This is a genomic window from Streptomyces thermocarboxydovorans, from assembly GCF_039524635.1.
Classification (GTDB): Bacteria; Actinomycetota; Actinomycetes; order Streptomycetales; family Streptomycetaceae; genus Streptomyces; species Streptomyces thermocarboxydovorans.
In genome coordinates this window covers 14,853-40,846 of the sequence record NZ_BAAAGU010000004.1, presented here as the reverse complement: position 1 = coordinate 40,846, position 25,994 = coordinate 14,853, and the positions used below count along the sequence as shown (strand labels likewise).

Here is a 25,994-nt window from a genome sequence, read left to right as displayed (position 1 = left end):
CATGCCCTCCCGGGGCTCCCTCCCTACGCTCGCCAGATGCGCGGCTGCGAAGGCTGCGTGCAAGCACGGCACTTGAGCGTCCGAGGGGGGAGTCGGCATGGCGTCGGTCGGGGGAGCCAGCGGGGCCGGCGGGAGCGGCGGCGGCATAACGGCGGGCGGTGCATCGGTGCCGCCCTCCGGATCCTCCGGGGCCTCCGGACGCCGTTCCGCCCTGCCCAGGCCGCTCCTCTTCGCCCTCGTCCTCGTCCACACTCTCTTCGCGGTCACCGTCCTCGGCGGGATCGGCCTGCTGCTGACCGCGAGCTCGTACGACGCGGTCGACGGCAATCTGCTCGCCCAGATCGCGTACGCCGCCGCGCCCGGCACCCTCGGCTGGTGGCTGGCGCGCCGTACGCGGCGCAACGGCGGCCCGCGGACCTGGGCGGCGCTGCTCGTCGTGCAGGCATGGCTGATCTTCGGTTCGATCTCCAACATCGCTGACGGATCGACCCGGGGCGCCACCCAGCTGCTCCTGCCGATCCTGATCGTCTACTTCCTCACCCGGCGGGAGAGCCGCGACTGGTACCGCCTCCCGGAGGGCTCCCGCCCGCCGTACCGCCCCTTCTCCCTGGCCCGGATGATCCGCTGGCGCCGGGACGAGGGGCAGACGGCCGTGGAGTACGCGGGTCTGATCGCGGTCGTCGCCGCCATCATCGCCGCGCTGGTCCTGAGCGGACTCGGCACGCAGATTTTCACCGGCATCCAGTCGCAGATCTGCAAGGTCACCGGGGCTGCCTGCCCCGGCCCGGAGGGCGGCGACGGCACGGTGACCGCCGGGGACGACAACGGCGGCGACGCCGACAACGGCACCGGGGACGGAAACGGTAACGGTAACGGCGACGGTGACGGGAACGGCACCGGGGACGGCCGCGGTGGCGACACCGGAGGGAACGGTGTCACCGGCGGCGGAACCGGTGACACGGGCGGTACCGGCGGAAACGGCGGTACCGGCGGAAACGGCGGGACCGGTGGTAATGGCGGTACCGGAAACACCGGCGGCAACACCGGCGACGGCCGCACCGGCGGCACCGGCGGCGACAACGGCGGTACCGGTAACGGCGACAACGGCGGCACGGGCACCGGCGACAACGGCACCGGCGACGGAAACGGCAACGGCGACGACGGCCCCGGTGACGACCCGAACCTCGCCGACCCTGTGTCGGACGAGGAGGAGATCGACGAGCCGCCGTACGAGGACCCCACCGAGAACAACGGGGAGGACGGCGGCGACGACGAGGGCTGCTTCTCCGGCTTCGGCGCCTTCTTCAGCTGCGCCGGCGACCAGATCAAGCAGGTCGGCGAGGGCATCTTCGTCGACGGCATCTGGGGCGACATCACCGGCGCCTGGGACGTCGTCACCAACCCGATCGACACCCTCAAGGGCCTGGCGGACTACGGCAGTTCGCTCGGCGAGGAGTGGTGGAACAACACCGCCGACGCCCGCGAGAAGTGGGACAAGGGCGACTACTTCGGTGCGATCTGGGACTGGGGCGGCGCCTCGCTGAACACCGGCGGCACGGTCCTGTACGACATGTTCATCGGCGACGACGTCGCCGACCAGTGGAACAAGGGCAACAAGACCCGGGCCGTCTCCACCGTCATCTGGAACGTCGGCTCCCTGTTCATCCCCGGCTACGGCGAGGCCAAGATCGCCGAGAAGATCGGCAGCCTCGGTCGGCTGACCCGTGTCATCGACGACGCCGCCGATGCGGCGGAGGACGCGCGCCGCGCCGCCAAGGCGGGTGACATGGACGCCCTGGAGGACGCGGCACGCCGCGCCGACGAGGCCGCCGACGAGGCGGAGGACGCGGCCCGCAAGACCGGCTGCACCATCGCCGCCCCGCACCGGGGGGTCCCGTACGGCGACGGCGCACCCGGCACCACCCCTGGCACCGGGCTGAACCCGGGCCGGACGGAGGTCCTCGCCGCCGCGCAGGCCGGCCCGACGTATGTCGTCCGTGCCGAGGAGGGCTGTGACCCGGAGGCCAAGAAGCAGGCGGAGGAGGCACGCAAGAAGGAGCGCGAGGCCTACCTGGCGCGCAAGCGGGCCGAGGAGCCGCAGCGGGCCAAGGAGGCGCTGAAGGCCAAGAAGAAGTGGCCGGACCCGGAGCGCAACGACACCAGCGACCCGCGCAACTACAACCCGCCGGACTGGGCGGACGACCTGCGCAGCCGCACTTACGGCGACGCGGACAACGGCGACGGCTTCTGGGCCAGCCGCGACCGCAACCCTAAGCCGAACTGGAAGAACGAGTCCTGGCTGCGCTACCAGGAGCAGGTCACCGGGACCAAGCGCGGATACGAGTACGTCGTCCCGCACCCGGACCCGGACGTGCCGGACGTCGAGTTCGACGGCTGGGACTCCTCGCGTCAGACCTATCTGGAGGCGAAGAACGGCTACGACAGCTACCTGACCGCCGACCGCACCGAACTCACCGCGTCCGGCCGGGAGAACCTGCTCAAGGAGGCACGCCGTCAGGTCGAGGCGGCCCGGGGCAAGTCCGTCGAGTGGCACTTCTCCAACCGGGAGGTCGCCGACGCGGCCCGGGACGCCTTCGAGGACGCGGGCCTGGACATCGAGGTCGTCCACACCCCGGCCAAGCCGGTCGCCGGCGACCGCAGGCCCGAGCAGTTCGACTGACGGGCGTCCGGCCGCGACCCGGGCGTTCGCCCGCGGCCGGACGCGCCGCGCCGGGCGGCCTATGGTGACGTAATGAAGTGGTGACGTGGTCACGTGGTGACGCGGTGATGTACGGGCCGCCACGACAGACTTCCTGCGAGCACGAGGAAGGGGCAGTACCGAGATGCGACGAGTGGTGCGGGGCTTCTGGGGCCCCCGGCAGGAGCCGGCGCAGGCACTGGCCGCGCGCTGGAGCACGACGCTGACGCGCTTCGCCGAGCTGCTTCCGGACGCGGTGCACAAGACGTCGGACGACGGCACATGGACCTGGCTGACCGCCGACTCCACGCCCGTCCGCCCCGACGAGAAGTCCCTCCTCGAAGCCCTCCGCGCGGCCCAGGCCGCCGACGACTGGTCCGCCGCCGACGGCACGTCGCTGCGGCTGCTCGCCGGCGATGTCTCGCCCGGCTGGAAGCTGGAGATCGCCGCCCTGGCCGGCGGCACCCCTCAGTACCTGCTCCAGTCCCTGGTGGCCACCATCGTCGCCCCCGACGAGGCCCGTCTGCCCGACGCCGAGCTCCTCACCGCCGTCGCCGAGACCTGGCACCCCGACTACGGCGACGTGAGCGACCGCGCCGTGACGGCGGCGCTGAAGAAGGAGGCGGGCTTCAAGATCGGCACACCGTCGGTGGGCTGGGTGGGCTACCTGTCCCCGGTGCGGGCGAGCCGGATCCCCGACGGCCTGGCGGACGCGACCCGCCGGCTGAGCGAGCCGGAGGGCGGAGCCCTCCTGACGATCGCCCAGCCCGGCGACACCGCACCGGTCGTCAGCGCCTTCAACGCGCTGAAGGCGGCCGGCGCCCTGGACCCCCTGCCCCAGCCCATGGACAGGCCCACCCTGTGACCACCGGCCAACCGTTCGATCTGCAGGCGGCCCTCGAGGCTCTCGACGCCGCCCTGTCCGCCCCCGTCCCCGCCTCCGGCCCGGTCACCCCGGAGAGCGACCCGGCGACGGGGGAGTGGGCGGGCACCCGGGGCGAGGGCTTCCGGCTCCTCCCGCTCTGGCAGGGCCCTTGGCTGTCCGGCGTGTACGGCGCGGACTGGAGCGCGGCCGAGGAGCAGGCCGAGTCCCATCTGACCGGCCTGACGGCGGTACTGGACGACCGCTGGGGCCCGCACCGCACCGTGTCCATGCGCGTGCCCCTCTTCCTGACCCGCACCGGCCCAGACCCGCACCCGCCGCTGCCGGAACCGTTCGGGACCCTCGCCGCGATGGACTACTTCGGCGACCTGAGCGTCTGGGGCCCGCTGCACCCGCCCGCAGCCTCCGACGACGTTCCCCGCTGGCTGTCCCTCTCCCTCAACCAGCCGGACGGCGACGCCCCCATGGTCCTGACGGCCCTGGTCACCACGCATCCGGTCGAGGAACTCCCCTGAACTCCCCGAACGCCCCGAACGCCCCGACCCTTCGGCGCCGTGAGCCGAGCACCGGGCCCGCCCTAGTCGGATCCGGAGGAGCCTCACGACGCGGAGGAGTCTGGCGACGCGGAGGAGCCTGACGACCCGGAGGAGTCCGACGACCCGGAGGAGTCCGACGACCCCGAGGCCCCGGCGCTGCGGGCCGCGCCCGTGGGTCCGGAAGCCCCGCCGGACTCCGTGTCGACCTCCACCTGAGCGCCCGCGGTCAGTCCCCAGCCCGCCATCGCCCCGGCCTCCGCCTCCAGGACATGCCGCGCCCGCACCCTCGGCAGGCCCAGCCGCCCGGGCCGCATCGTCCGCACGGCGATCACCCGGAGCCGCCGGTCGAGATAGGCGACGTCGATCGGGATCCGCATCCGGAAGGTGTGCACGCTGTTGGCCGGAGTCAGCAGCAGGGCCCCCTCCACCGCGTCCCGGCCCAGCAGCCCCTTGGTCCGCGCCCGGTAGGAGGAGGCGATCTCCAGCGGGACCCGCCGCGCCTCACCGCCCTCCGGCTTCACGACCAGCACGCCGAACCCGTCCCGCCAGCGCCCCACGGCACCCTCCTCCACCGCAACCCTGTGAACGACAAGGCCCTACCCTGCCGCCTCAGCCTCCCGACGCAACCGTTCCCGCTCAACTCCTCCCGCCGGCGCCCGTTTTCGCCCCGCAACGCTCCGTGTCCGGCCACTCTGATCCCATGTGGCGCCCATGTGTGCCACATGGGTGCCACATGCACCATACGAACCAGTCGCCCCAGGAGTCCCAGGAGTCCCAGGAGTCCCAGGAGTCCCAGGAGTTTCGAATCGTTATGGTTCCCGGCTCGCCTTCGCGACCCTCGTTCCCGTAGGTTCAGACCAAGGAAATTCGCGTCAGCAAAGCTGCGCGGGAGGTGGTACCGCGCAGTCGAGTTGCGCGGTGCTCGCCCGAGTCAAGCGCATGCGCGGCGCCCGGGTCACCCATCGGGGGGACGGCCGGAAGAGTTGTCGCGATAGGTGCCTCACACCGTCACTTCCTTCACGGCACCCCCTCAACACCCGGTTTTCCGCTGTTTTCCGGCTGATTTCGGCCAGGGAAAGGTGATGAACGACGCCCTCCGAGGGCATCGCGGCGTCGCCGGTCGATTTCGGAGCGTAGTTATACAGCGTCAATGTGCACGGCATCCCTTACGAAGGGTTATGGTGGAACCCCCCCCTCGGGCCGGTCCGTCTCCCCCCCACGGACCGGCCCGTTTTTCTTCCCCCCGGCCTCCGCTTCCGCTCCCGCCGGGCCGGGGCCGCTTCTCGCCTCTGGGCGCGTCCGCCGGCGCGCGCCCGGCGCTCTCCCCCTGGATCAGCCTCCCGGATCCGCCTCCCGTGACTCCGGACACCCCCGGACCGCCCGGCGGGCCGCGTACCGGCGCAATACCCCGGCAGCCCCCGCAGCCCTGACATTCGCCCCTACCCCGGAGGTTGGGGACCCCGGCATTCCCGGGGGTAGGCTTCCGCTCCGGGGACCGCCATACGGACAGGGTCCGACCGCACCCGCACCGGGTCGCAGGCCGCGCAGCGCGGCCGGGGCCACGCCTGTCCGATCCGTACGGAGGGGCTGACGATCACGTGAACCTGCGCGACAAGCTGCGCGGCCTGCTGGTCAGGCTGTACGCGCGCCGGGTGGAAGGCCACCTGGACCACGCTCAGGTGCCCAAGCACATCGGCGTCATCATGGACGGCAACCGACGCTGGGCGAAGGCGGCCGGGTCCACCACCGCGCAGGGCCACCGGGCCGGCGCGGACAAGATCGAGGAGTTCCTCGGCTGGTGCAGTGAGACGGACGTCGAGGTCGTCACCCTGTGGCTGCTGTCGACGGACAACTTCGACCGGCCAAAGGAGGAGCTGGTCCCGCTCCTCGGCATCATCGAGGACGTGGTGCGCTCCCTCGCCGCCGACGGGCGCTGGCGGGTCCACCACGTCGGCGCGCTGGACCTGCTGCCCGCCGGGATGCAGCGCACCCTCAAGGAGGCCGAGGCGGCGACCGCCCACGTCGACGGCATAACGGTCAATGTCGCCATCGGCTACGGCGGACGGCAGGAGATCGCCGACGCCGTGCGGTCCATGCTGCTGGACGCCCATGCGAAGGGCATGTCGATGGAGGAGCTCGCCGAGGCCGTCGACATCGACATGATCGGACGTCACCTCTACACCCGCGAGCAGCCCGACCCCGACCTGGTCATCCGCACCAGCGGCGAGCAGCGGCTGTCCGGATTCATGCTCTGGCAGACCGCCCATTCGGAGTACTACTTCTGCGAGGTCTTCTGGCCGGCCTTCCGCAAGGTGGACTTCCTGCGCGCCCTGCGCGACTACGCGGCCCGCCACCGGCGTTACGGCGGTTGACACGGGATTTCCGCCTCGCGGGGCGCTGACCGGCGCACTTGCGGCGCACTCCCGGGGCACCGACCGGCGCAACGGCCCCGGCACCGCCCCCGTACCTCACCCGGAGTTCACCGGCGCGCCATGACGCGGCGTTGCATGGCAGCGCTTGTTCGAGGGCATAAGCCAGACAGGTCGACACCCGAACCACGGGTGTCGGATCTCAGCGGGCGGCGCGGGTGCCGTCCGCCCGGGAGGCCCTTTTGCACCAGCCCGACCGTGCGGTCACGGCACGGAAGAAGCAGCGGAGGGCCGGTTCCCGGCCACCGCTGGTGCGGGGCGGCCGGCAACCGGCCTGGACCTCGGCTCCCTCCCGGCCCGGCCTCCGCTCCGTCGCTCCCCGACCTCATCCGAGGGGGTACGTCCTTCCGTGGTGACCAGCGCACAGCGCCACAAGCCAGACCGGCGCACCTATGTTCTCGACACCAGCGTCCTGCTGGCCGACCCCAACGCCCTGACCCGCTTCGACGAGCACGAGGTCGTGCTCCCGGTCGTCGTGGTGACGGAGCTGGAGGCCAAGCGGCACCATCCCGAACTCGGCTACTTCGCCCGGCAGGCCCTGCGCCTGCTCGACGACTACCGGGTGCGGCACGGCCGGCTGGACACCCCCATCCCGATGGGGGACCTCGGCGGGACCGTGCGTGTCGAGCTCAACCACTCGGACCCCAGCGTGCTGCCCAGCGGCTACCGGCTGGGGGACAACGACTCCCGCATCCTCGCCGTCGCCCGCAATCTGCAGGCCGAGGGGTACGACGTCACGGTCGTGTCGAAGGACCTCCCGCTGCGGATCAAGGCGTCCTCCGTGGGGCTCGTCGCCGAGGAGTACCGGGCGGAGCTCGCCATCACGGACACCTCCGGCTGGACCGGAATGTCCGAAGTGACCCTGCCCGGTGAGCAGGTGGACATCCTCTTCGAGGAGGGGCACGTCTATGTGCCGGAGGTCGCCGACCTGCCCGTGCACACCGGGCTGAGGATCCACTCCGAGCGCGGCAAGGCGCTCGGCCGGGTCACCGCCGAGGGCAATGTCCGCCTGGTGCGCGGCGACCGGGACGCCTTCGGCATCAAGGGCCGCAGCGCCGAGCAGCGGATCGCGCTCGACCTGCTGCTCGACCCGGACGTCGGCATCGTGTCCATGGGCGGCCGGGCCGGCACCGGCAAATCGGCGCTGGCGCTGTGCGCGGGCCTGGAGGCGGTCCTGGAGCGCCGTCAGCACCAGAAGGTGATGGTCTTCCGCCCGCTGTACGCGGTGGGCGGGCAGGAGCTGGGCTATCTGCCCGGCACCGAGGCCGAGAAGATGAGCCCCTGGGCGCAGGCCGTCTTCGACACGCTCTCGGCGGTCACCAGCCGGGAGGTCATCGAGGAGGTCACCTCGCGCGGCATGCTGGAGGTGCTGCCGCTGACGCACATCCGGGGCCGCTCGCTGCACGACGCCTTCGTGATCGTGGACGAGGCCCAGTCGCTGGAGCGAAACGTTCTGCTGACCGTGCTGTCCCGGATCGGGGCCAACTCACGGGTGGTGCTCACCCACGACGTCGCCCAGCGGGACAATCTCCGGGTCGGCCGGTACGACGGCGTTGTCGCGGTTGTCGAGAAACTCAAGGGGCATCCGCTTTTCGCCCATGTGACCCTGACCCGTTCCGAGAGGTCCCAGATCGCGGCCCTTGTGACCGAAATGCTGGAGGACGGGAAGGTCTGACCCGCATCTCCTGACCCGTACCAACAAGGTGCGGTTACGCGGTAGTTGGCGCCGTCCGGAAAGGCGTAGAGCCTAGCCGGGCGGCGTCGGCGCGTGTGCCGCTTTCCGGAAATCCCCTGGCCCAAACGGCATGTGAGCTTTCACACGCAACGCGGAATTGCCTTGCGCCGTCTGGTTACGGCAAAGTCTCACTCCTGTCAGGCCCCGCATACGACACGGCCGTACCCCCAGCGGTACGGCACAACAGAAGACACAGCTTCAACTGCATAGCGTCGTCGTATGCCGCCCGAGCACCACGCGGCACTCCCCTCGGGGAGTTGCCCACCGGGCCCGTGCCTCCCGTGACCCGCAGTTGGGGAGGCCAGTGCCAGGGGCACGATTGCGTCCGCGAGGGTCACCGAAGCGGGCGATGCTGGAAGGAAACCGTGTGAGCCGGATCTCGGTCCGGGGATTCGCAGTGGCCTCGGCCACGGCGGTCACCGCTGTCGGAAGCGTCGTCGGTGTTGCCTCGGGCAGCACCGCGCAGAACAACGACGCCGATGCGACGGCAACTGGTGCCACGACGCTGCTCGCGGACATCCCCGCGGGCCAGCAGGCCGAGGTGCAGACCGCGTCCCTGACGCAGCAGGCCGAAACCATGGCCATTGCAGCGGACACGAGCGCGAAGAAGGAAGCCGAGGAGGCCGCCCGCAAGGCAGCCGCCGAGACCGCGGTCGCCAAGAAGGAGGCCGCCGAGAAGGCTGCCAAGGCCGCCAAGGAGGCCGAGGAGCGGAAGAAGGAGCAGGAGGCCGCCAGCCGCTCCAAGGAAGCGTCCGACTTCGCCGTACAGAGCACCTACACCGTCGCCCAGATCCAGGCGATGGCGCGCCAGATGGTGCCGGCCGGTCAGTTCCAGTGCTTCAGCAACATCGTGGACCACGAGTCCAGCTGGAACTACAAGGCCGTCAACCCCTCCTCGGGCGCCTACGGCCTCTTCCAGGCCCTGCCGGGCTCCAAGATGGCCTCTGCCGGCTCCGACTGGCAGACCAACCCGGCCACCCAGATCAAGTGGGGCCTGAACTACATGAACGAGCGCTACGGCAGCCCCTGCGAGGCCTGGTCCTTCTGGCAGGCCAACCACTGGTACTAGAGCTCGTCCGCCCCACCAGGGCCCAATCGCCTCGGCACAGCCCCTCGCCGTTCCACGGTGCGGGGCTTTCGCCATGTACGGTCTGACCGACGACTCCGGGGAGTGGCGGGGCGAGACGGGGGAAAGGGACGGAGCATGTCGCGAGTGCCAGGGTGGCTGAACCGGATCGGAACCCGGCTGTCCGAGGCCGGGAAGCGGCTGGAGCAGCGCCGGGCCGAGGTCGAGCGCGGCGAGCTGGTGGGCCCGGCGGGCGGGGAGTCCGCCGCGGGCACGCCGTCCGTGCCGCCGCCGCCCGACTACGCGCCCGCCGTCCGGCCCCGGCCGGATCCCGCCCAGGCCGTGCCGTGGGGCGTGCGGGTCGCGGCCGAGGCCGGCTGGCGGCTGCTGGTGCTGGCGGGCACGCTCTGGGTGCTGATGCGCGTCATCAGCGCCGTCCAGCTCGTCGTCCTGGCGTTCGTCGCCGCGCTGCTGATCACGGCCCTGCTCCAGCCGACGGTCGCCCGGCTTCGGCGCATCGGGGTGCCGCGCGGCCCGGCCACGGCACTGACGGCGCTGTTCGGCTTCGTCGTCATGGGCCTCATCGGCTGGTTCGTGACCTGGCAGGTCATGGAGAACATCGACAACCTCTCCGACCAGATCCAGGACGGCATCGACGAGCTGCGCAACTGGCTGCTCAACAGCCCCTTCCACGTCACCGACAAGCAGATCAACGAGATCGCCAAGAACCTGCGCGAGGCGGTCGGCGCCAACACCGAGCAGATCACCTCGGCCGGCCTGGAGGGCGTCACGGTCGTCGTGGAGGCGCTCACCGGCATCCTGCTGGCGGCCTTCTCCACCCTCTTCCTGCTCTACGACGGCAAGCGCATCTGGCAGTGGGCGCTCAAGCTGGTGCCCGCCGCCGCCCGCCCCGGCGTCGCCGGCGCCGGTCCGGCCGCCTGGCGCACGCTCACGGCGTATGTGCGCGGCACGGTGATCGTGGCGCTGATCGACGCCATCTTCATCGGCATCGGCATCTACTTCCTCGACGTGCCGATGGCGGTGCCGCTCGCCGTCTTCATCTTCCTGTTCTCCTTCATCCCGCTGGTCGGTGCGGTGGTCTCCGGCGCGCTGGCCGTGGTCGTCGCGCTGGTCACCCAGGGCGTGTTCACCGGCGTGATGACGCTCGCCGTGGTGCTGGCGGTCCAGCAGATCGAGGGCCACGTCCTCCAGCCTTTCATCCTGGGCCGCGCGGTGCGGGTGCACCCACTGGCGGTGGTCCTGGCGGTCGCCACGGGCGGCATGGTCGCCGGCATCGGCGGCGCGGTCGTCGCCGTCCCGCTCGTCGCGGTGACCAACACGGTCGTCGGCTACCTCCGCGCCCACTCGGCCGAGGCCGACGTGACCCACTCCCCAAAGCCCCACGGCGCGACCGCCCTGTCGGAGGCGACATCCCTCCCACCCGGGGCCCAGCCGCCGCCCGGGGAGCGCGGCGGCCAGGGCGGCGAACCGCCGGAGCCACGAGAGCAGCCGTAGAACGCCCGAGCGGCGCACGGAGGCCTTGGTCGCCCCGGAGGTTGTGTACGAAGGCGAGGGGCCCGCCCACCGGTGTGGTGGACGGGTCCCTCGAATCTGCGAGGTGTTCGCGGAGTTACTCCGCGAGGGCGGCCTCGGCGTCCAGGGTCGCGGCGACCGCCTGGATCACCGCGGCGATCTTGAACGCCTCCTGGATGACCTCGCGCTCCAGGCCGGCCTTGCGGAGCACCTGCTCGTGGGAGTCGAGGCACATGCCGCAGCCGTTGATGGCGGAGACCGCGAAGGACCAGTACTCGAAGTCGACCTTGTCGACACCCGGGTTGCCGATCACGTTCATCCGCAGTCCGGCGCGCAGGTTGCCGTACTCGTGGTCCGACAGCAGGTGGCGGGTGCGGTAGAAGACGTTGTTCATCGCCATCACCGCGGCGGCGGCCTTGGCCGCCTGGTACGCCTCCGGCGACAGGTTCGCCTTCGCCTCCGGCTCCAGCTCGCGCAGCATGATGGGCGAGCGCGAGGCGATGGCCGTCGACAGCACCGTGCCCCACAGCTGCTGGGCCGGCAGGTCGGAGTTGCCGATGACCGAACCCAGGTTGAGCTTCAGGTCCTTGGCGTAGTCCGGTATCCGGGCCTTCAGGGAATCGAGGGACATGCCTCACTCACCAGCCAGGAGCTTGACCGGGTCCAGGGTCTCGTCGCCCTTGTTCCAGTTGCACGGGCACAGCTCGTCGGTCTGCAGCGCGTCCAGCACCCGCAGGACCTCCTTCGGGTTCCGGCCGACGGAGCCCGCGGTCACCATGGAGAACTGGATCTCGTTGTTCGGGTCCACGATGAACACCGCGCGCTTGGCGTAGCCGTCCTCGCCCTCGATGCCGAGGTCCCGCATCAGCTCGTGCTTGGGGTCGGCCATCATCGGGAACGGCAGGTCGCGCAGGTCGTCGTGGTCCTTGCGCCAGGCGTGGTGGACGAACTCCGAGTCACCGGAGAAGCCGAGGATCTGGGCGTCGCGGTCGGCGAACTCGTCGTTCAGCTTGCCGAACGCCGCGATCTCGGTCGGGCACACGAAGGTGAAGTCCTTGGGCCAGGCGAAGACCACCAACCAACCCTTCTTTTCCCGGTTGAGCTTGAGCCACTCAGCGTCGATGCGCTCGAACTCCTTGCCCTTCTCCAGGGAGACGCAAGCCATGAGGTCGAACTCGGGGAACTGGTCACCAACGGTGAGCACAGAGTACCTCCGCATAGAACTTTCGGGTTGGACAGCGGCGCCACCATGGCACAGGGCGATCTATAGGGAGAAATAGGAAGATCCAGGCTGATTGATAGGTGCGTCCGATAATCGGCGAACGCATTGCTGTTCGGTGAGGATGGCGATCAGCAAGGCCAGGCCCTGGGCGAGCACGGTCACGATGTAAGCGATCTGCTGGGCCCTTGGGCTCATGTAACACCCCGATCTCCGTCTTCCGCGAGTGGCAGCGTCACCGCATCGCCTCGTACAACGAGGAGTCCGCCCGGTACCGCGAGCTGCGGCCCTCCTTCCACCTTCCGGCCGTCGACCGCAACCTCGTCCAAGTCGGCAAGCCCGGCGCCTACCGCTTCGAACCCGGCACAGCCGAACAGCTCGGCGTCGTGGACGGCGCGCTCGTCACCGCCTACCAGACCGCCTTCAAGGCGTACGAGCAGATGCTCGCCGCCGGCATAGCTCGCGAAATCGCCCGCGCGGCCCTGCCGGTCGGCATCTACAGCTCGATGTACGTCACGATGAACCCTCGTGGCCTGATGAACTTCCTCAGCCTCCGCGCCTACCGCGAGGACGCCGCCTTCGTCTCGAACCCTCAGCGCGAGGTGGGCTTGTCAAGAACAACGAGAATGGCCAGCGCTTCTTCGACGCCTACGCCATCTGCGCGGACGTCGACAGCTGACTTCGCCTACGGCCGCGATCGTCCGAGGGACGAGGGCGGTTGCCCGGTCCCAAAGCTGATCTGTTGACATCCGACCGCCCCGGCTGTGCCTGTTGGACCAGTCTCTGGTCCGTCCCTGGGACGTGCAGGGGTGGCCAACGGCGAGAGACGCGGCCGCTGGTGTTCGGTGCGCCGGTTCGTGCGGGTCACACGGCGGCGCGTGTTGCCGATCTCCATGTTGCCCACGGTGGCCTGCATGACGAACATGCCCCGACCCGACGTCGACAGGTCGACGCCGCCCTCGACCGCCAGGCCGTTCAAGATCCTTCAGCATCCGCTCGAAGTCGTCACGGACGATGAACGGGGAACTTGTCACCGACAGTGAGCACACGCTCTCCTTGCAGCGCAGAGACATCCGGATCGCGGAAGTCTCCCTTGGGTTGGACTGTGCCGATGCTGGCACAGCATGCATTGATTACTGAATAGCTACACTCGGTCGGGTTGATCGGAGGTAGCTATCAGTGACAGTGGGTAACGCGGGTCACAGGCGCAGGCAGCCGAGCCTGGCGCAGCTGAGGGCGTTCGCGGCGGTGGCGGAGCACCTGCACTTCCGGGACGCCGCCGCGGCCATAGGCATGAGCCAGCCGGCGCTGTCCGGTGCCGTCTCCGCCCTGGAGGAGACACTCGGTGTGAAGCTCCTCGAGCGTACGACGCGCCGGGTGCTGCTCTCGCCGGCCGGTGAGCGGCTGGCCGTGCGGGCCAAGGCGGTGCTGGAGGAGGTGGGCGCCCTCATGGAAGAGGCCGAGGCGGTGCGCGCCCCGTTCACCGGCGCGCTGCGGCTCGGTGTCATCCCCACGGTCGCGCCGTATCTGCTGCCCACGGTGCTGCGGCTGGTCCACGAACGCTATCCGCACCTCGACCTCCAGGTGCACGAGGAGCAGACCGCCAGCCTCCTCCACGGCCTCACCAGCGGCCGGCTCGACCTGCTGCTGCTCGCGGTGCCGCTCGGCGTGCCGGGAGTGACCGAACTGCCGCTGTTCGACGAGGACTTCGTGCTGGTGACCCCGCTGGACCACTGGCTCGGCGGGCGCGAGGGCATCCCGCGGGAGGCGTTGCGCGAGCTGAACCTGCTGCTGCTGGACGAGGGGCACTGCCTGCGCGACCAGGCGCTGGACATCTGCCGGGAGGCGGGACGGGAGGACGTCCCGGCCACCACCGCCGCCGCCGGGCTGTCCACCCTGGTGCAGCTGGTCGCGGGCGGCCTCGGGGTGACGCTGCTGCCGCGCACCGCCGTCAAGGTGGAGACCACCCGCTCCAGCCAGCTCCTCACCGGCTACTTCGCCGACCCCGCCCCGAACCGCCGCATCGCCCTCGCCATGCGCACCGGCGCGGCTCGTGCGGCGGAGTACGAGGAGCTGGCGGCGGCCCTGCGGGAGGCGATGCGCGAGCTGCCGGTGCGGGTGCTCGGCCCCCGGGACTGAACGGAAAGCGGGTGCGAATTGCTCAGGTAAGGGTGCGTCCGGGACTGGTTGGGCGGTGCATTCGTCCAGGTTCCGTCAACTGCGCGGACACGCACCTGAGCAGGAATCCGAACTGATAGACATACCCCCTCAGTGCGACGTATCAGGCGTTTGTGTGAAATCGCCGTGTACTGCCCCGGTTCGGGGATCGGTGCGGCATGTCGAGGGGAGCGATGTCCGGTACTCGGGATTTCCTTGACCGGGACGGCTACCGGCGACTGTCCCGGGCCGGCCGAGCTGATGCGGGAACCCGGCGCCGGCAAGTGGCCCGCCGCAGGACTGATCGCCCACGGCTACGCGGGAGCCGTGCAGCTCCGGGTCGTCTGCATGATGGCGATGCAGGACGCGGTGTTCGCGATCGACCTGTAGCGGCCCGCACCGTGACGTGCGACCGCGCGGGACGCTACTCCGTGCGCAGCCCGTCCGGGCGCATCATGCGCAGCAGCGGCGGCAGGCTCAGCAGCGTCACCACCAGCACCACGCCCGCGCCGATCCCCGTCATCGACGCCACGCTCGCCCAGTCGATCCGCACCGCGGTGGCCGTCATCCGCAGCAGCACCGCGCCCAGCGTCATGCCCACCAGCGAGGCGAGCAGCAGGCCCAGCCCGATCGGGATGGCCGTCTGCCACAGCACCGACAGGCTCAGGGTGCGCCGCCGGGTGCCGAAGGCCACCAGGGACGACAGCAGCTTGCGCCGCTCGCGCAACTGCTCCAGCTGGGAGACCAGCAGGCTCGCCCCGATCAGCACCAGCACCGCCGCCGCCCCGACGAACAGTCCCGTGCGGATGGAGTCGAACCGCTCGGAGCGCTCGGTGGCCTGCCAGTTCATCGGCTCGGCCAGCGGATCGAGGTGCGCCGCCGTGTTGCGCACATACTCACGGGCGTCCGGCACCGAGTGGTCGACCGCGATGTACAGCTCGTGCCTGAGCGCCTTGGCGACATCCTCGGTCAGCGCGCCCGGTGTCATCAGGAAGCCGCCCCGCCGCATGCCGGTCGGGTCCTCGGCGGACTCGGCCTGCTTCAGCCCCGCGGGGACGGTCCAGACCAGGTCCGGAGCCTTCGTCCCGGTCACCGCGGACGGCTCCAGGTACAGCTTCCGGCCGGGCTTGCTCAGTGCCGGGGTGTCGGTGTCGTACTCGCCGCCCGAGACCCTGAAGACGTCGCCGTCCCGGCAGGAGGGCATCCCCGGTTCCATCAGCCGGCCGCGTACGTCCCGGCCCTGGAACTCGGTGTCGAGGTCGGCGATGACCAGTGTGTCGTCGGCCTTCTTGAGCTCCGATTCGCCGTAGGTGTAGTCGAGGCGGGCCTCCTCGCGCCGGTGCCGTTCGTCGAGCGCGTTGGGGACCGCCGTGGTGATCAGCAGCAGCGCCACGCCCAGTCCGACGCCGACGGCCGTCAGTACGGCCCGGACCCAGCCCTCCCGGCCGCCCGCGAAGGCGAACCGGGTGCCCATGGCCAGGTCCGGGCCCAGTCGCGGGCACTCATACGACGCGCTCCATGTCGCGCGACTTGCCGTCCCGTACGACGATCTCGCGGTCGGAGTAGGCGGCCACCCGCGCCTCGTGCGTGACCAGCACGACGGCGGCGTTGGTGGAGCGGGCGGCATCGGTGAGCAGCTCCATCACCCGCTCGCCGTTGAGCGAGTCGAGCGCTCCGGTCGGCTCGTCGGCGAACAGCACCCGCGGGCCGGTGACCAGCGCCCGGGCGACGGCGACGCGCTGCCCCTGGCCGCCGGAGACCTCGCCGGGCCGCTTCTTGCGGACGTCGTCCACCTCGAGCCGTTCCAGCCAGCTCAGCGCGGCCCGCTCCGCCTCCTTGCGCGGTCTGCCGTTCAGCCGCAGCGGCAGGGCGACGTTCTCCACGCAGGTCAGCTCCGGGACGAGCTGCCCGAACTGGAAGACGAAGCCGAAGTCCGAGCGGCGCAGCGCGCTGCGCTCGGCGTCGCTCATCGTGGTCAGCTCGCGCCCGTTGTAGAGGATCGACCCGGAGTCGGGGGTGACGATGCCGGCGAGGCAGTGCAGCAGCGTCGACTTGCCCGACCCGGAGGGGCCCATCACGGCGACGACCTCACCGGGGTGGATGGAGAACTCGGCGCCGTCGAGGGCGGTGGTCGGGCCGTAGGCCTTGCGCAGGTCCTGGGCGGCGAGCAGGCTGCCGGCGGGGACGGGGCTCATCGGGTCACCGCCTCCCGGAGCTTGTCGAGGCGCGCCGCGGTCAGCTCCAGCCAGCGCAGGTCGGCCTCCAGGTGGAACAGCGCGTGGTCGCAGATCAGCTGGTCCGCGAGGTCGCCCTTGCGCTTGCGGTCGGTGAGGATCCGCATGCTGCGCAGATGCTCCGAGCGCTGCGTGTCGAGGATGTCGGCCGCGTCCCGGCTGGTGAGCAGCGCGAGCACGACCTTGGTGTAGAGGGTCGACTGCAGATACGGTTCCGGCTTCTCCGGTGTGGCGAGCCAGCGCTCGACATCGGTGACCCCGGCGGCGGTGATGGCGTACCGCTTGCGCTCGGGGCCGTCGCCGGCCTCGATGCCGTCGACCTCGACCAGCCCGTTCTTCAGCAGGCGGGACATCGTCGAGTAGACCTGGCCGTAGTGCAGCGGCCGGTCGTGACCGAACTTCTCGTCGAAGGCCCGCTTCAGGTCGTAGCCGTGGCGCGGGCCGGACTCCAGGAGCCCCAGAAGGGTGTGACCGATGGACATGGCGAGCACTGTACACACCGTGTATACGCGGCATGTATACGCGGAGTGTGTACTCGGTGGCGCCGGGTGGGAGAGCGCAGGTGGGAGGCGAATGTCACGGTTCTGCAACCGGGCGCCGCAGCCTCCCCGCCGCGAGGGCTGCTGCGGCTCGCTCGCTACTGGGATTCCCGCTGGTCGCCGGGCGGTTGCGCGGGCGGCTGCTGAGCCGGCGGGCGGCCGCGGCGCGGGATGGGCCCCGCGTTGCCCGGCAGTCGGCCCGCCTCCGCCAGCGCCCGCCTGAGCAGGAACTCGATCTGGGCGTTGGCGGACCGCAGTTCGTCGTTGGCCCAGCGGGCCAGCGCCTCGTAGACCGCCGGGTCCAGCCGCAGCAGCACCTGCTTGCGCTGCGGCCGGCGGCGCGGCGAGGAACCCTCCTCGGAGGCCGTCACTGGTAGAGCGTCCCGGTGTTGACGACCGGCTGCGCGGAGCGGTCACCGCACAGCACCACCATCAGGTTGGACACCATGGCCGCCTTCCGCTCGGGGTCCAGCTCCACGATGTCGTGCTCGGCGATCCGGTTGAGCGCCGTCTCCACCATGCCCACGGCGCCCTCCACGATCTGCTTGCGGGCCGCCACCACCGCACCGGCCTGCTGCCGCTGGAGCATCGCCGAGGCGATCTCGGGTGCGTAGGCGAGGTGGGTGAAGCGGGACTCGATGATCTGCACACCGGCCGCCTCCACCCGGGCGTGCAGCTCGGCGGCGAGCTTCTCGGTGATCTCCTCGGCGTTGCCGCGCAGGGACAGGTCGTCCTCGTCGTGGGCGTCGTAGGGGTACTCGATGGCGATGTGCCGCACGGCCGCCTCGGTCTGGGTGGAGACGAACTCGACATAGTCGTCGACCTCGAAGGTGGCCTGCGCGGTGTCCTCCACCCGCCAGACCACGACCGCGGCCAGCTCGATCGGATTGCCGTAGGCGTCGTTGACCTTCAGCACGGCGGTCTCGTGGTTGCGGACGCGCGTGGAGATCTTGGTGCGCGTGGTGAAGGGGTTCACCCAGCGCAGCCCGTCCTGGCGGATCGTGCCCCGGTACCGGCCGAAGAGCTGCACCACCCGCGCCTCGCCGGGCGCCACCATGTTCAGCCCGGCCATGGCGAGGAGCGAGGCGATCACCACGAGCACGCCGGGGACGATCAGCGCCGCCTTGGCTCCGGCCCCGGTCACCGCCGTGGCGGAGAAGAGCAGCGCGGCGCCGCCCAGCACTCCGGCCAGGCCGAGCAGCAGCGCCAGCCCTCCGCCGATGCTGTGCGCCGCGAACTCCCGCACCCGCGGATCGGGCATCTCGGGCACGTCCGCGGTGGCCTGTATGTCCTGCGTGGCCATGGGGTCCCCCTCGTTCTGTCCAGCTGACTCTGCTTGCCTCGGCGCTCTATCTCAGCGCTTGCTAAGTGATATCACATTACCCGTGTGCGGCAACCTCAACCCCTCTGGGGCGTCGGTTCCGTTGGGGCGGGTGCTGATTGTCACGTCCGTAACGACCGCATCGGCAGCCCTTTGTCATATCTGCCGGTGTTAGCTTTCTGAGCTGACCTGAGCGGCGAACCGTGTGGCACGCGGGCACACGCGAATGAAGCGGAGCAGAAGGAACCCATGGGACGAGCGGAAGAAAGACGCGCACGACAGCGCGGCGGGCGCCGTGCGGCGCCCGGCGGCCGCCGCTCGTCGGGGGCGGCCGGCCGCAGCGGCATACGCCGCCTGTTCACCTGGCGGAAGATCCTCGGCACCTTCTTCGGCCTCTGCCTGCTCGGCATGGGTGCCTTCATCGCGCTCTACATGATGATCGACATCCCGGCCGCGGGGAACGAGGACGCCAAGCGGCAGGGCAACGTCTACAAGTACAGCGACGGCTCGATCATGGCCCGCACCGGCTTCAACCGTGAGGTCGTCGACCTGGCGCGGGTCCCCGAGCCGGTCCAGAAGACATTCGTCGCCGCCGAGAACAAGACCTTCTACAAGGACGCCGGCGTCGACCTCAAGGGCACCGCACGCGGTCTGTTCAACACGCTCTCCGGCAAGGGCGCACAGGGCGGCTCGACGATCACCCAGCAGTACGTCAAGAACTACTACCTGACGCAGGACCAGACCGTCAGCCGCAAGCTCAAGGAACTGGTCATCTCGCTGAAGCTGGACCGGGAGAAGTCCAAGGACTACATCCTGGCCGGCTACATCAACACCAGCTACTACGGCCGCAACGCCTACGGCATCCAGGCCGCCGCCCAGGCCTACTACCGCGTCGACGCCGAGAAGCTCTCCGTCGAGCAGGGCGCCTACCTCGCCGCGCTGCTCCAGGCGCCGAACCAGTACGACTGGGCGGTCGCCTCGGAGAAGGGCAGGAAGCTGGTCAAGGCCCGCTGGAACTACGTCCTGGACAACATGGTCGAGCAGGGCTGGCTGGACGCCTCCGAGCGGGCCGGCATGAAGTTCCCGAAGCCCAAGCCGCCCAAGGGCGACCCCGGTCTGAAGGGCCAGACCGGCTATCTGGTGAGCGCGGCCAACGACGCGCTGAAACAGCAGCTGATCGCCGAGGGCACCGCGGAGGACGCCAAGCAGGCCGACGCCCTGGTGGACGCGGGCGGCTGGACCGTCACCCTCAACATCGACAAGAAGAAGCAGGCCGCGCTGGAGCGGGCCGTGAAGACCCAGCTCCGCAGCAAGCTGGACCCCAAGGACCGCAAGGTCGACGCGGACATCCAGGCCGGCGCCGCCTCCGTGAACCCCAAGACCGGCGCGGTCGTGGCGATGTACGGCGGCCAGGACTACCTCAAGCACTACATCAACAACGCCACCCGCACCGACTACCAGGTCGCCTCCACCTTCAAGCCGGTCATCCTGGCCGCCGCCCTGGAGGAGCAGGCCACCACCCAGTCGGGCAGCCCCATCACCGCCAACACCGTCTACGACGGCACCAGCGAGCGCGAGGTCGTCGAGGACGGCCGGAAGGCCGGCTTCGCCCCCGAGAACGAGGACGACCGCAACTACGGCCCCATCACCGTCCAGACGGCGATGAACAAGTCCGTGAACTCCGTCTTCGCGCAGATGGGCGTCGACGTCGGCATGCCGAAGGTGATGGAGACCGCCGGCAAGCTCGGCATGAAGGTCGAGGACCTCGAGGCGGTGCCCGCGCAGACCCTGGGCTCCATGGGCGCCAGCCCGCTGCAGATGGCCGGCGTCTACGCCACCCTCGACAACCACGGCAAGAAGGTCACCCCGACCATCATCAAGAAGGCCGAGCACCGCACCCGCACGGTCACCATGCCGGACGCGGTCGGCGAGCGCGTCATCAGCCGCGCGGCCGCCGACACCGTGACCTCGGTGCTCACGGGCGTGGTCGACGACGGTACGGCGCAGGCGGCGGTCCGGAACAACCCGCTGCGCAAGGGCCAGCAGGTCGCCGGCAAGACCGGCACCTCCGACAACAACAAGTCGGCCTGGTTCACCGGCTACACGCCCGAGCTGGTCACCTCCGTCGGCCTGTTCGGCGAGGACGACAAGCCCCCGCACAAGCAGGTGGAGATGTACGGCGCGGGCGGCGAACCGCGCGTCAACGGCGGTGGCTTCCCGGCGCAGATCTGGGCGGCGTACATGTTCGGCGTGCTGGACGAGACCAGCAAGTTCGACCTGGACACCGACCAGGGCGCGGCGATCCAGCCGTCCTGGACGCCCTCGCCCACGCAGAGCCCGTCGCAGACGCCGAGCCAGGAGCCGTCGAGCGAGCCGCCGACCTCCGCGCCGCCGTCCCAGGAGCCGACGCAGGAGCCGACGTCCGAGCCGCCGAGCCAGTCGCCTCCGACGTTCAAGCCGCCGACGGACGGCCAGCCCTCACCTCCGCCCACCCCGGAACTCCCGGGCGACCCGGACGACCCGCACGGGCAGCAGCAACAGCAGTAGGTGGTCGTCCGGACGGCCCGTCAGCGAACGGCCGTCAGGGGGGCGAACGGCAGGGGCGCGAGGGACCGCGCGATAAGCCGTACACGTACGGCAGTCGCGCAGGACCTCGCGTCCGGTTCTTGTTCAGCTGCCCGAAAGGCTTCAGCTGCTCAGCCGCCCGAGTTGGTCAGCTCGAACCACACCACCTTGCCGGTGCTGAGGCGCGTCGCCCCCCACCGGCGGGCCAGCCGGTTGACCAGATACAGGCCGCGCCCGCCCTCGTCGGTCGCCCGGGCCTGCCGCAGCCGCGGCAGCTGCGGCACATCGTCCCCGACCTCGCAGCGCAGCACGTCCGTCCGCAGCAAGCGCAGCGTCACCGGTCGCGTGGCGTAGCGCACCGCGTTCGTCACGACCTCGCTGACCAGCAGCTCCACCGAGTCGCTGAGCTCCTCCATGCCCCAGCGGGTCAGCGCCCGCCGGGCCAGCCGCCGGGCCCGGCCCGGTGCCGCGTCCTCCGGCTCCAGGAACCAGTACGCCACATCGCTCGGCGCGATCCCGTCGAACCGCGCGGCGAGCAGCGCGATGTCGTCGTCCCGGTCGCCCGGCCCGAGCATGTCCAGCACCTCGTCGCACAGCGCCTCCAGCGGCGGCGCGTGCCCGGGACCGGTGAGCTGGGCCGTCGCCGCGAGCTTCTCGCGCAGCTGCTCGATGCCCGTCCACACGTCCCGCAGACGCGACTCGACCAGGCCGTCGGTGTACAGCAGCAGCGTCGCCCCGGCGGGCGCGTCCAGCTCCACGGCCTCGAAGTCCACCCCGCCCACGCCGATCGGAGCGCCCGCGGGAACCTGCAGCACCTCGGCGTCGCCGCCCAGATGCAGCAGCACCGGCGGCGGATGACCGGCGTTGGCCACGGTGATCCGGTGCGCCACCGGGTCGTACACCGCGTACAGGCAGGTCGCCATGCGGTCCACGCCGAGCCGCTGCGCCTGCTCGTCGAGGTGGTGCAGCACCTCCTGCGGCGGCAGGTCCAGGCCCGCGAGGGTCTGCGCGGTGGTGCGCAGCTGGCCCATGATCGCGGCGGAGGTCATGGAGTGCCCCATGACGTCCCCGACCACCAGGGCGACCCGGCTGCCGGGCAGCGGGATCGCGTCGTACCAGTCGCCGCCGACCCGCGCGGTCTCCGCCGCCGGCAGGTAGCGCGAGGCCAGCCGCACGCCGGTACAGCGCGGCAGGTTCTCCGGCAGCATGGTGCGCTGCAGCTCGTCCGCGATGTACGCCTCCCGCCCGTACAGCACCGCCTTGTCGATGCCGAGGGCGCTGTGCGTGGCGAGCTGCGCGGCGACCAGCAGATCGTCCGCCTCGAACGGGATGCGTTCGGTGCCGCGCAGGAACAGCGCGGCGCCGATCACCCGGCGCCGGCCGCGCAGCGGCGCGAGGATCGCCCGCTGCCCGTCCGGCACGGCCGACTCGCGGCCCTCGCCGAGGAGTTCGGGCAGCGCGGCGCGCGCGGCGGGCGCGTCCGTGAACACCGGGCGCACCCCGCGCAGCACCTCGGCGAGCGCGCTGCCGGGCCGCACCGTGCACAGCTCGGCGCCGACCGACTCCAGCTCGCAGGACGGCTCCGGCTGGACGGCCGCGGCGAAGCCGCTCTCGGTGTCCCGCTCGGGCGGGACGCGGTCGGTGCGGCGCAGCCGCAGCACCAGCGGGCCGGTGGGCCGCTCGTCGCCGACTGGCAGCGGGTCGCGCAGATAGACCAGGATCGCGTCGGCGAAGGTGGGCACGGTGGCCCGGCACAGCCCCATCACGATCTCGTCGAGATCGAGGCCACGGGCGATCCGCCGGGTCGCGGCGCCGACGAAGCGCAGCCGGTCCCCGTCCCGCCGCATCGGCGTGGGCCGCCCGGGCGGCGTTCCCTTGCCGGTGCGCCGCTCCCGCCCGTCCGGACGCCCCGCGGACGCACCCGGCTCGCCGCCGGCCGGCTGGACCGGGATGCCCTCGGGCACGGGACGCGGCCGGTGCGCGTCGGGCGCCGCGCTCTGCTCGGCGCCCGGCTGCGAGTGCTCGGTGCGGGGCGCCGAACGCGAGGAACGCGAAGTACTCGAGGTACTTGAGGTACTTGAGGTACTTGAGGTACTTGAGGAATCCGACGTCCGGCCGCCGACGGGCGTGCCCGCGGCCGCCGCCGGGGCGCCCGGGGATTCCGGACCGCCAGGAGCCGCCGTCTTCCCGGACGCACCCGCCGCCTCCGAGGCCCCGGACGACCCGGACGAACCGGACGAGCCCGAGGGCTTTCCGGAGGGCTTCCCGGTCGACTTACCGGAGGATCCGGACGACTTGCCGGAGGATCCGGACGACTTTCCGGACGATCCGGACGACTTTCCGGACGTTCTCCCTGCCGCCGCCGGCGGCTCGGCGCCGGAGCGGCTCTGTGCCGGTAAGGCCGGGGCGGTGCCGGGCACGCAGGCCGGTGTCTGGGTGTGCACCAGCGCCCCGCCGGGATCAGCGGGGGTGCCGCCCGGCTGGGGGCGTTCGAAGGAGGTCGGCTGCTCCGTCACGCGTGTCGAGTCCGTCCGTCCGGCGCTGTGCGCCCTGCGTGCACTTCGTCCCGCCGAGATGCCGATACCCGGAAAACATCTGCCGGGAACGGGATCCGCCTGTGGTCAGAGGATGTTTCTGTGCCGTCGGCCGACCGTGCCCGGCCCGTACCGGTGTTGCTGCCGTACCCCTCGATCACGTCCTGCCGCCCCTCGGTGACGTCCGGTCAAGCCCAGCGCGTGCTCCGGTAGTTGCCGCCCGGTCGATATCTGCTCCCTGTCTTGCGGAGGACGATCCTACGTTTCGTGCCCGGGGGCGCATCAAGGGTCTCATGAGGACACATGCGCGGGCGTGCGGTCCCAGTCCTGAGGCAACGACGGTACCGGCCAGGCGGGATCCGGGCGCCAGTTCGGCCAGTCCTCCGAGAAGGGAGGCCCCCAGTCGGTGATCACCTCCACCGCGGCCCGGCCGGCCTCGCGCACCCGTCCGGCCAGCGCGGAGTCCACCAGACCGTCCCGCTGGGCCTGCGCGAACTCGTCCTCGTCACGCCAGTGCCAGGTGCCGTCCGGCTGCACCGAGATGTCCAGGAAGTGGTCCTCGGAGTCCACGCCGCCCGCCCAGCGGGTGAGCGGCTCCTCCAGATTCACGTACCAGTTCTTGAACCGCCAGCCCGGCTCCCAGAACAGCCACACCGACCAGGGCTCGCCGGGCCGGGCCAGCTTCAGCACGCCGGTGCCGGACCAGCGGTCGCGCCGCACGGTCCGCGGCTTGGTGTAACGCGTGGTCAAGGGCTCGCGGTGCACCGGTGTGCCGTCCGCGAGGACCGGTTTCACGCACTCGGTGCCCGGTGCCATCCACACCGCGAGCATCTCCGGGTCGTCGCGTACGACCGTGACGGGGCGCGCGATGTGGAAGCGCGCGCCGCCGTTCTCCCGGTACCGCCAAAGGATCTGTGTCCCGGGCGCCCAGAAGTCCGCCGTACCGCCCGCCTGCCCGCGCCTCACCGCTCCGCCCTCTGTCATGCGCAGATACTAGGTGTCACAGGCATACGACGCTGCGGTCCCCGTCACGGTTCACCCCTTCCGGAGACGGCTGCGCCGCAGTCGTCACGGCCGTGTCATCCGCAGGACATCCAGCGCCTCGTCGAGCTGCTCCAGGGTGAGGTCGCCCCGCTCGACATAGCCGCCCTCCAGCACCACCTGCCGGATGGTCTTCCGCTCGGCCAGCGACTTCTTGGCGACCTTCGCGGCCTCCTCGTAGCCGATGTACTTGTTGAGCGGGGTCACCACGGACGGCGAGGACTCGGCGTACTCGCGGGCCCGCTCGCGGTCGGCCTCGATCCCGTCGACGGTACGGTCCGCCAGCAGCCGGGAGGCGTTGGAGAGCAGCCGGATGGACTCCAGCACGTTCTTGGCGATGACCGGCAACATCACATTGAGCTCGAAGTTGCCGGAGGCGCCGGCGGTGGTCACGGTCGTGTCGTTGCCGATGACCTGGGCGCAGACCATCAGCACCGCCTCCGGGATCACCGGGTTGACCTTGCCCGGCATGATCGACGAACCGGGCTGCAGGTCGGGCAGGCGGATCTCGGCGAGTCCGGTGCGGGGGCCGGAGGACATCCAGCGCAGATCGTTGGCGATCTTCGTCAGGCTCACGGCGATGGTGCGCAGCTGGCCGCTGGTCTCCACGATCCCGTCGCGGGCGCCCTGCGCCTCGAAGTGGTCGCGCGCCTCGGTCAGCGGCAGACCGGTGACCCGGGCCACCTCCTCGATCACGGCGGCGGAGAAGCCGGGCGGGGTGTTGATGCCGGTGCCCACGGCGGTGCCGCCGAGGGGGAGTTCGGCCAGGCGGGGCAGGGAGGCCTGCAGCCGCTCGATGCCGTACCGCACCTGTGCGGCGTACCCGCCGAACTCCTGACCGAGCGTCACCGGAGTCGCGTCCATCAGATGCGTGCGCCCCGACTTCACCACATCGGCGAACTCCTCGGCCTTCCGCCCCAGCGACGCGGCCAGATGCTCCAGCGCCGGGATCAGATCCCGGGTGACGGCGGCGGTGGCGGCGATGTGGATGGACGAGGGGAAGACATCGTTGGACGACTGGGAGGCGTTGACGTGGTCGTTGGGGTGCACGTCCCGGCCGAGCCGCTCGCTCGCGAGCGTCGCGATGACCTCGTTGGCGTTCATGTTCGACGAGGTGCCCGACCCGGTCTGGAACACGTCCACGGGGAAGTGCTCGTCCCACCGCCCCTCGGCGACCTCGCCGGCCGCCTCCTGGATCGCCTCGGCGATGTCCTTGTCCAGCACCCCGAGCCGCGCGTTCACCTTCGCCGCGGCGCCCTTGATCCGGGCCAGCGCCTCGATGTGCGCCCGCTCGATCCGCTGCCCCGAGATCGGAAAGTTCTCAACGGCCCGCTGCGTCTGCGCCCGCCACTTCGCATCCACGGGCACCCGCACCTCACCCATGGAGTCGTGCTCGATCCGGTATTCGCTCATACCGGGTACAGCGCGTGAGCACCCGTGGATGTTCCGTGCATTGCGCCGGACGGGCAACACGACCCGTCCGGCGCTTTCGAGAACGAGGCCC

General features: G+C 70.9%; 19 protein-coding genes and 3 pseudogenes. 11 read left to right on the top strand and 11 right to left on the bottom strand.

Annotation, left to right across the window (positions count from 1 at the left end; genetic code table 11):
* Positions 1-97 precede the first annotated feature (97 nt).
* From ABD198_RS02635 to ABD198_RS02625, 3 genes are all read left to right on the top strand, one after another.
* Positions 98-2,680: a Tox-REase-5 domain-containing protein gene (locus ABD198_RS02635; protein WP_343997642.1), complete on the top strand. Its 2,583-nt coding sequence runs from the start codon at positions 98-100 to the stop codon at positions 2,678-2,680.
* A 163-nt stretch (positions 2,681-2,843) separates the two neighbouring features.
* Positions 2,844-3,563 (top strand): Imm52 family immunity protein, encoded by a 720-nt coding sequence (locus tag ABD198_RS02630; protein ID WP_343997641.1) that lies wholly within the window; start codon positions 2,844-2,846, stop codon positions 3,561-3,563.
* Positions 3,560-4,096, top strand: coding sequence for a hypothetical protein (locus ABD198_RS02625; RefSeq protein ID WP_343997640.1), 537 nt, complete (start codon positions 3,560-3,562; stop codon positions 4,094-4,096). Before ABD198_RS02630 ends, ABD198_RS02625 begins: the two co-directional genes overlap by 4 nt.
* Positions 4,097-4,311: 215 nt before the next feature.
* Here the strand turns inward: ABD198_RS02625 and ABD198_RS02620 are convergent.
* A pseudogene (locus ABD198_RS02620) lies at positions 4,312-4,674 on the bottom strand (DUF192 domain-containing protein); the annotation flags it as partial.
* A gap of 1,041 nt (positions 4,675-5,715) precedes the next feature.
* On the opposite strand from ABD198_RS02620, the gene ABD198_RS02615 reads away from it, so the two are divergent.
* The 4 genes from ABD198_RS02615 to ABD198_RS02600 all read left to right on the top strand — a co-directional run bounded on the left by ABD198_RS02615 (position 5,716) and on the right by ABD198_RS02600 (position 10,862).
* On the top strand, positions 5,716-6,489 hold the full coding sequence (locus ABD198_RS02615; protein ID WP_343997639.1) for an isoprenyl transferase: 774 nt from the start codon (positions 5,716-5,718) through the stop codon (positions 6,487-6,489).
* A 406-nt stretch (positions 6,490-6,895) separates the two neighbouring features.
* Positions 6,896-8,221, top strand: a complete 1,326-nt coding sequence (gene phoH2, locus ABD198_RS02610) for an RNA 5'-3' helicase PhoH2 (protein WP_343997638.1) — start codon at positions 6,896-6,898, stop codon at positions 8,219-8,221.
* Between the two features lie 427 nt (positions 8,222-8,648).
* A complete protein-coding gene (locus ABD198_RS02605) occupies positions 8,649-9,350 on the top strand; it encodes an aggregation-promoting factor C-terminal-like domain-containing protein (RefSeq protein ID WP_343997637.1) in 702 nt (233 codons plus the stop codon).
* 135 nt (positions 9,351-9,485) lie between these two features.
* Positions 9,486-10,862: an AI-2E family transporter gene (locus ABD198_RS02600; RefSeq protein WP_343997636.1), complete on the top strand. Its 1,377-nt coding sequence runs from the start codon at positions 9,486-9,488 to the stop codon at positions 10,860-10,862.
* 115 nt (positions 10,863-10,977) lie between these two features.
* Here ABD198_RS02600 and ABD198_RS02595 read toward each other — a convergent pair whose 3' ends face one another.
* Both ABD198_RS02595 and ABD198_RS02590 read right to left on the bottom strand, forming a co-directional pair.
* The gene (locus ABD198_RS02595; RefSeq protein WP_343997635.1) at positions 10,978-11,511 is read right to left on the bottom strand and encodes an alkyl hydroperoxide reductase; all 534 of its coding nucleotides are present in this window, start codon (positions 11,509-11,511) and stop codon (positions 10,978-10,980) included.
* 3 nt (positions 11,512-11,514) lie between these two features.
* Positions 11,515-12,084: a peroxiredoxin gene (locus tag ABD198_RS02590; protein WP_343997634.1), complete on the bottom strand. Its 570-nt coding sequence runs from the start codon at positions 12,082-12,084 to the stop codon at positions 11,515-11,517.
* Positions 12,085-12,287: 203 nt separating this feature from the next.
* Between ABD198_RS02590 and thyX the strand changes: the two genes are divergently transcribed.
* From thyX to ABD198_RS02575, 3 genes are all read left to right on the top strand, one after another.
* Positions 12,288-12,845: an FAD-dependent thymidylate synthase gene (gene thyX, locus ABD198_RS02585; RefSeq protein ID WP_343997633.1), complete on the top strand. Its 558-nt coding sequence runs from the start codon at positions 12,288-12,290 to the stop codon at positions 12,843-12,845.
* 433 nt (positions 12,846-13,278) lie between these two features.
* Positions 13,279-14,238: a LysR substrate-binding domain-containing protein gene (locus ABD198_RS02580; RefSeq protein ID WP_343997632.1), complete on the top strand. Its 960-nt coding sequence runs from the start codon at positions 13,279-13,281 to the stop codon at positions 14,236-14,238.
* Positions 14,239-14,472: 234 nt separating this feature from the next.
* Positions 14,473-14,646, top strand: a complete 174-nt coding sequence (locus tag ABD198_RS02575) for a hypothetical protein (RefSeq protein ID WP_343997631.1) — start codon at positions 14,473-14,475, stop codon at positions 14,644-14,646.
* Positions 14,647-14,680: 34 nt separating this feature from the next.
* On the opposite strand, the pseudogene ABD198_RS02570 reads toward ABD198_RS02575, so the two are convergent.
* From ABD198_RS02570 to ABD198_RS02550, 5 genes and pseudogenes are all read right to left on the bottom strand, one after another.
* Positions 14,681-15,460, bottom strand: a pseudogene (locus ABD198_RS02570) (ABC transporter permease); the annotation flags it as partial.
* 298 nt (positions 15,461-15,758) lie between these two features.
* Entirely contained in the window at positions 15,759-16,451 is a 693-nt protein-coding gene (locus ABD198_RS02565) for an ABC transporter ATP-binding protein (RefSeq protein WP_343997630.1), read from the bottom strand.
* A complete protein-coding gene (locus ABD198_RS02560) occupies positions 16,448-16,972 on the bottom strand; it encodes a PadR family transcriptional regulator (protein WP_343997629.1) in 525 nt (174 codons plus the stop codon). Before ABD198_RS02560 ends, ABD198_RS02565 begins: the two co-directional genes overlap by 4 nt.
* 155 nt (positions 16,973-17,127) lie before the next feature.
* Positions 17,128-17,400 (bottom strand): type II toxin-antitoxin system antitoxin, encoded by a 273-nt coding sequence (locus tag ABD198_RS02555; protein ID WP_343997628.1) that lies wholly within the window; start codon positions 17,398-17,400, stop codon positions 17,128-17,130.
* The gene (locus tag ABD198_RS02550) at positions 17,397-18,332 is read right to left on the bottom strand and encodes an SPFH domain-containing protein (RefSeq protein WP_343997627.1); all 936 of its coding nucleotides are present in this window, start codon (positions 18,330-18,332) and stop codon (positions 17,397-17,399) included. Before ABD198_RS02550 ends, ABD198_RS02555 begins: the two co-directional genes overlap by 4 nt.
* Positions 18,333-18,599: 267 nt before the next feature.
* Between ABD198_RS02550 and ABD198_RS02545 the strand changes: the two genes are divergently transcribed.
* Positions 18,600-20,897, top strand: coding sequence for a transglycosylase domain-containing protein (locus ABD198_RS02545; RefSeq protein ID WP_343997626.1), 2,298 nt, complete (start codon positions 18,600-18,602; stop codon positions 20,895-20,897).
* A gap of 149 nt (positions 20,898-21,046) precedes the next feature.
* Here the strand turns inward: ABD198_RS02545 and ABD198_RS02540 are convergent.
* The 3 genes and pseudogenes from ABD198_RS02540 to ABD198_RS02530 form a co-directional block, all read right to left on the bottom strand.
* Positions 21,047-22,948: pseudogene (locus tag ABD198_RS02540) on the bottom strand (SpoIIE family protein phosphatase); the annotation flags it as partial.
* Between the two features lie 792 nt (positions 22,949-23,740).
* The gene (gene fomD / locus ABD198_RS02535; protein WP_343997623.1) at positions 23,741-24,433 is read right to left on the bottom strand and encodes a cytidylyl-2-hydroxypropylphosphonate hydrolase; all 693 of its coding nucleotides are present in this window, start codon (positions 24,431-24,433) and stop codon (positions 23,741-23,743) included.
* An 84-nt stretch (positions 24,434-24,517) separates the two neighbouring features.
* Positions 24,518-25,903, bottom strand: coding sequence for a class II fumarate hydratase (locus ABD198_RS02530; RefSeq protein WP_343997622.1), 1,386 nt, complete (start codon positions 25,901-25,903; stop codon positions 24,518-24,520).
* Between the last annotated feature and the right edge of the window lie 91 nt (positions 25,904-25,994).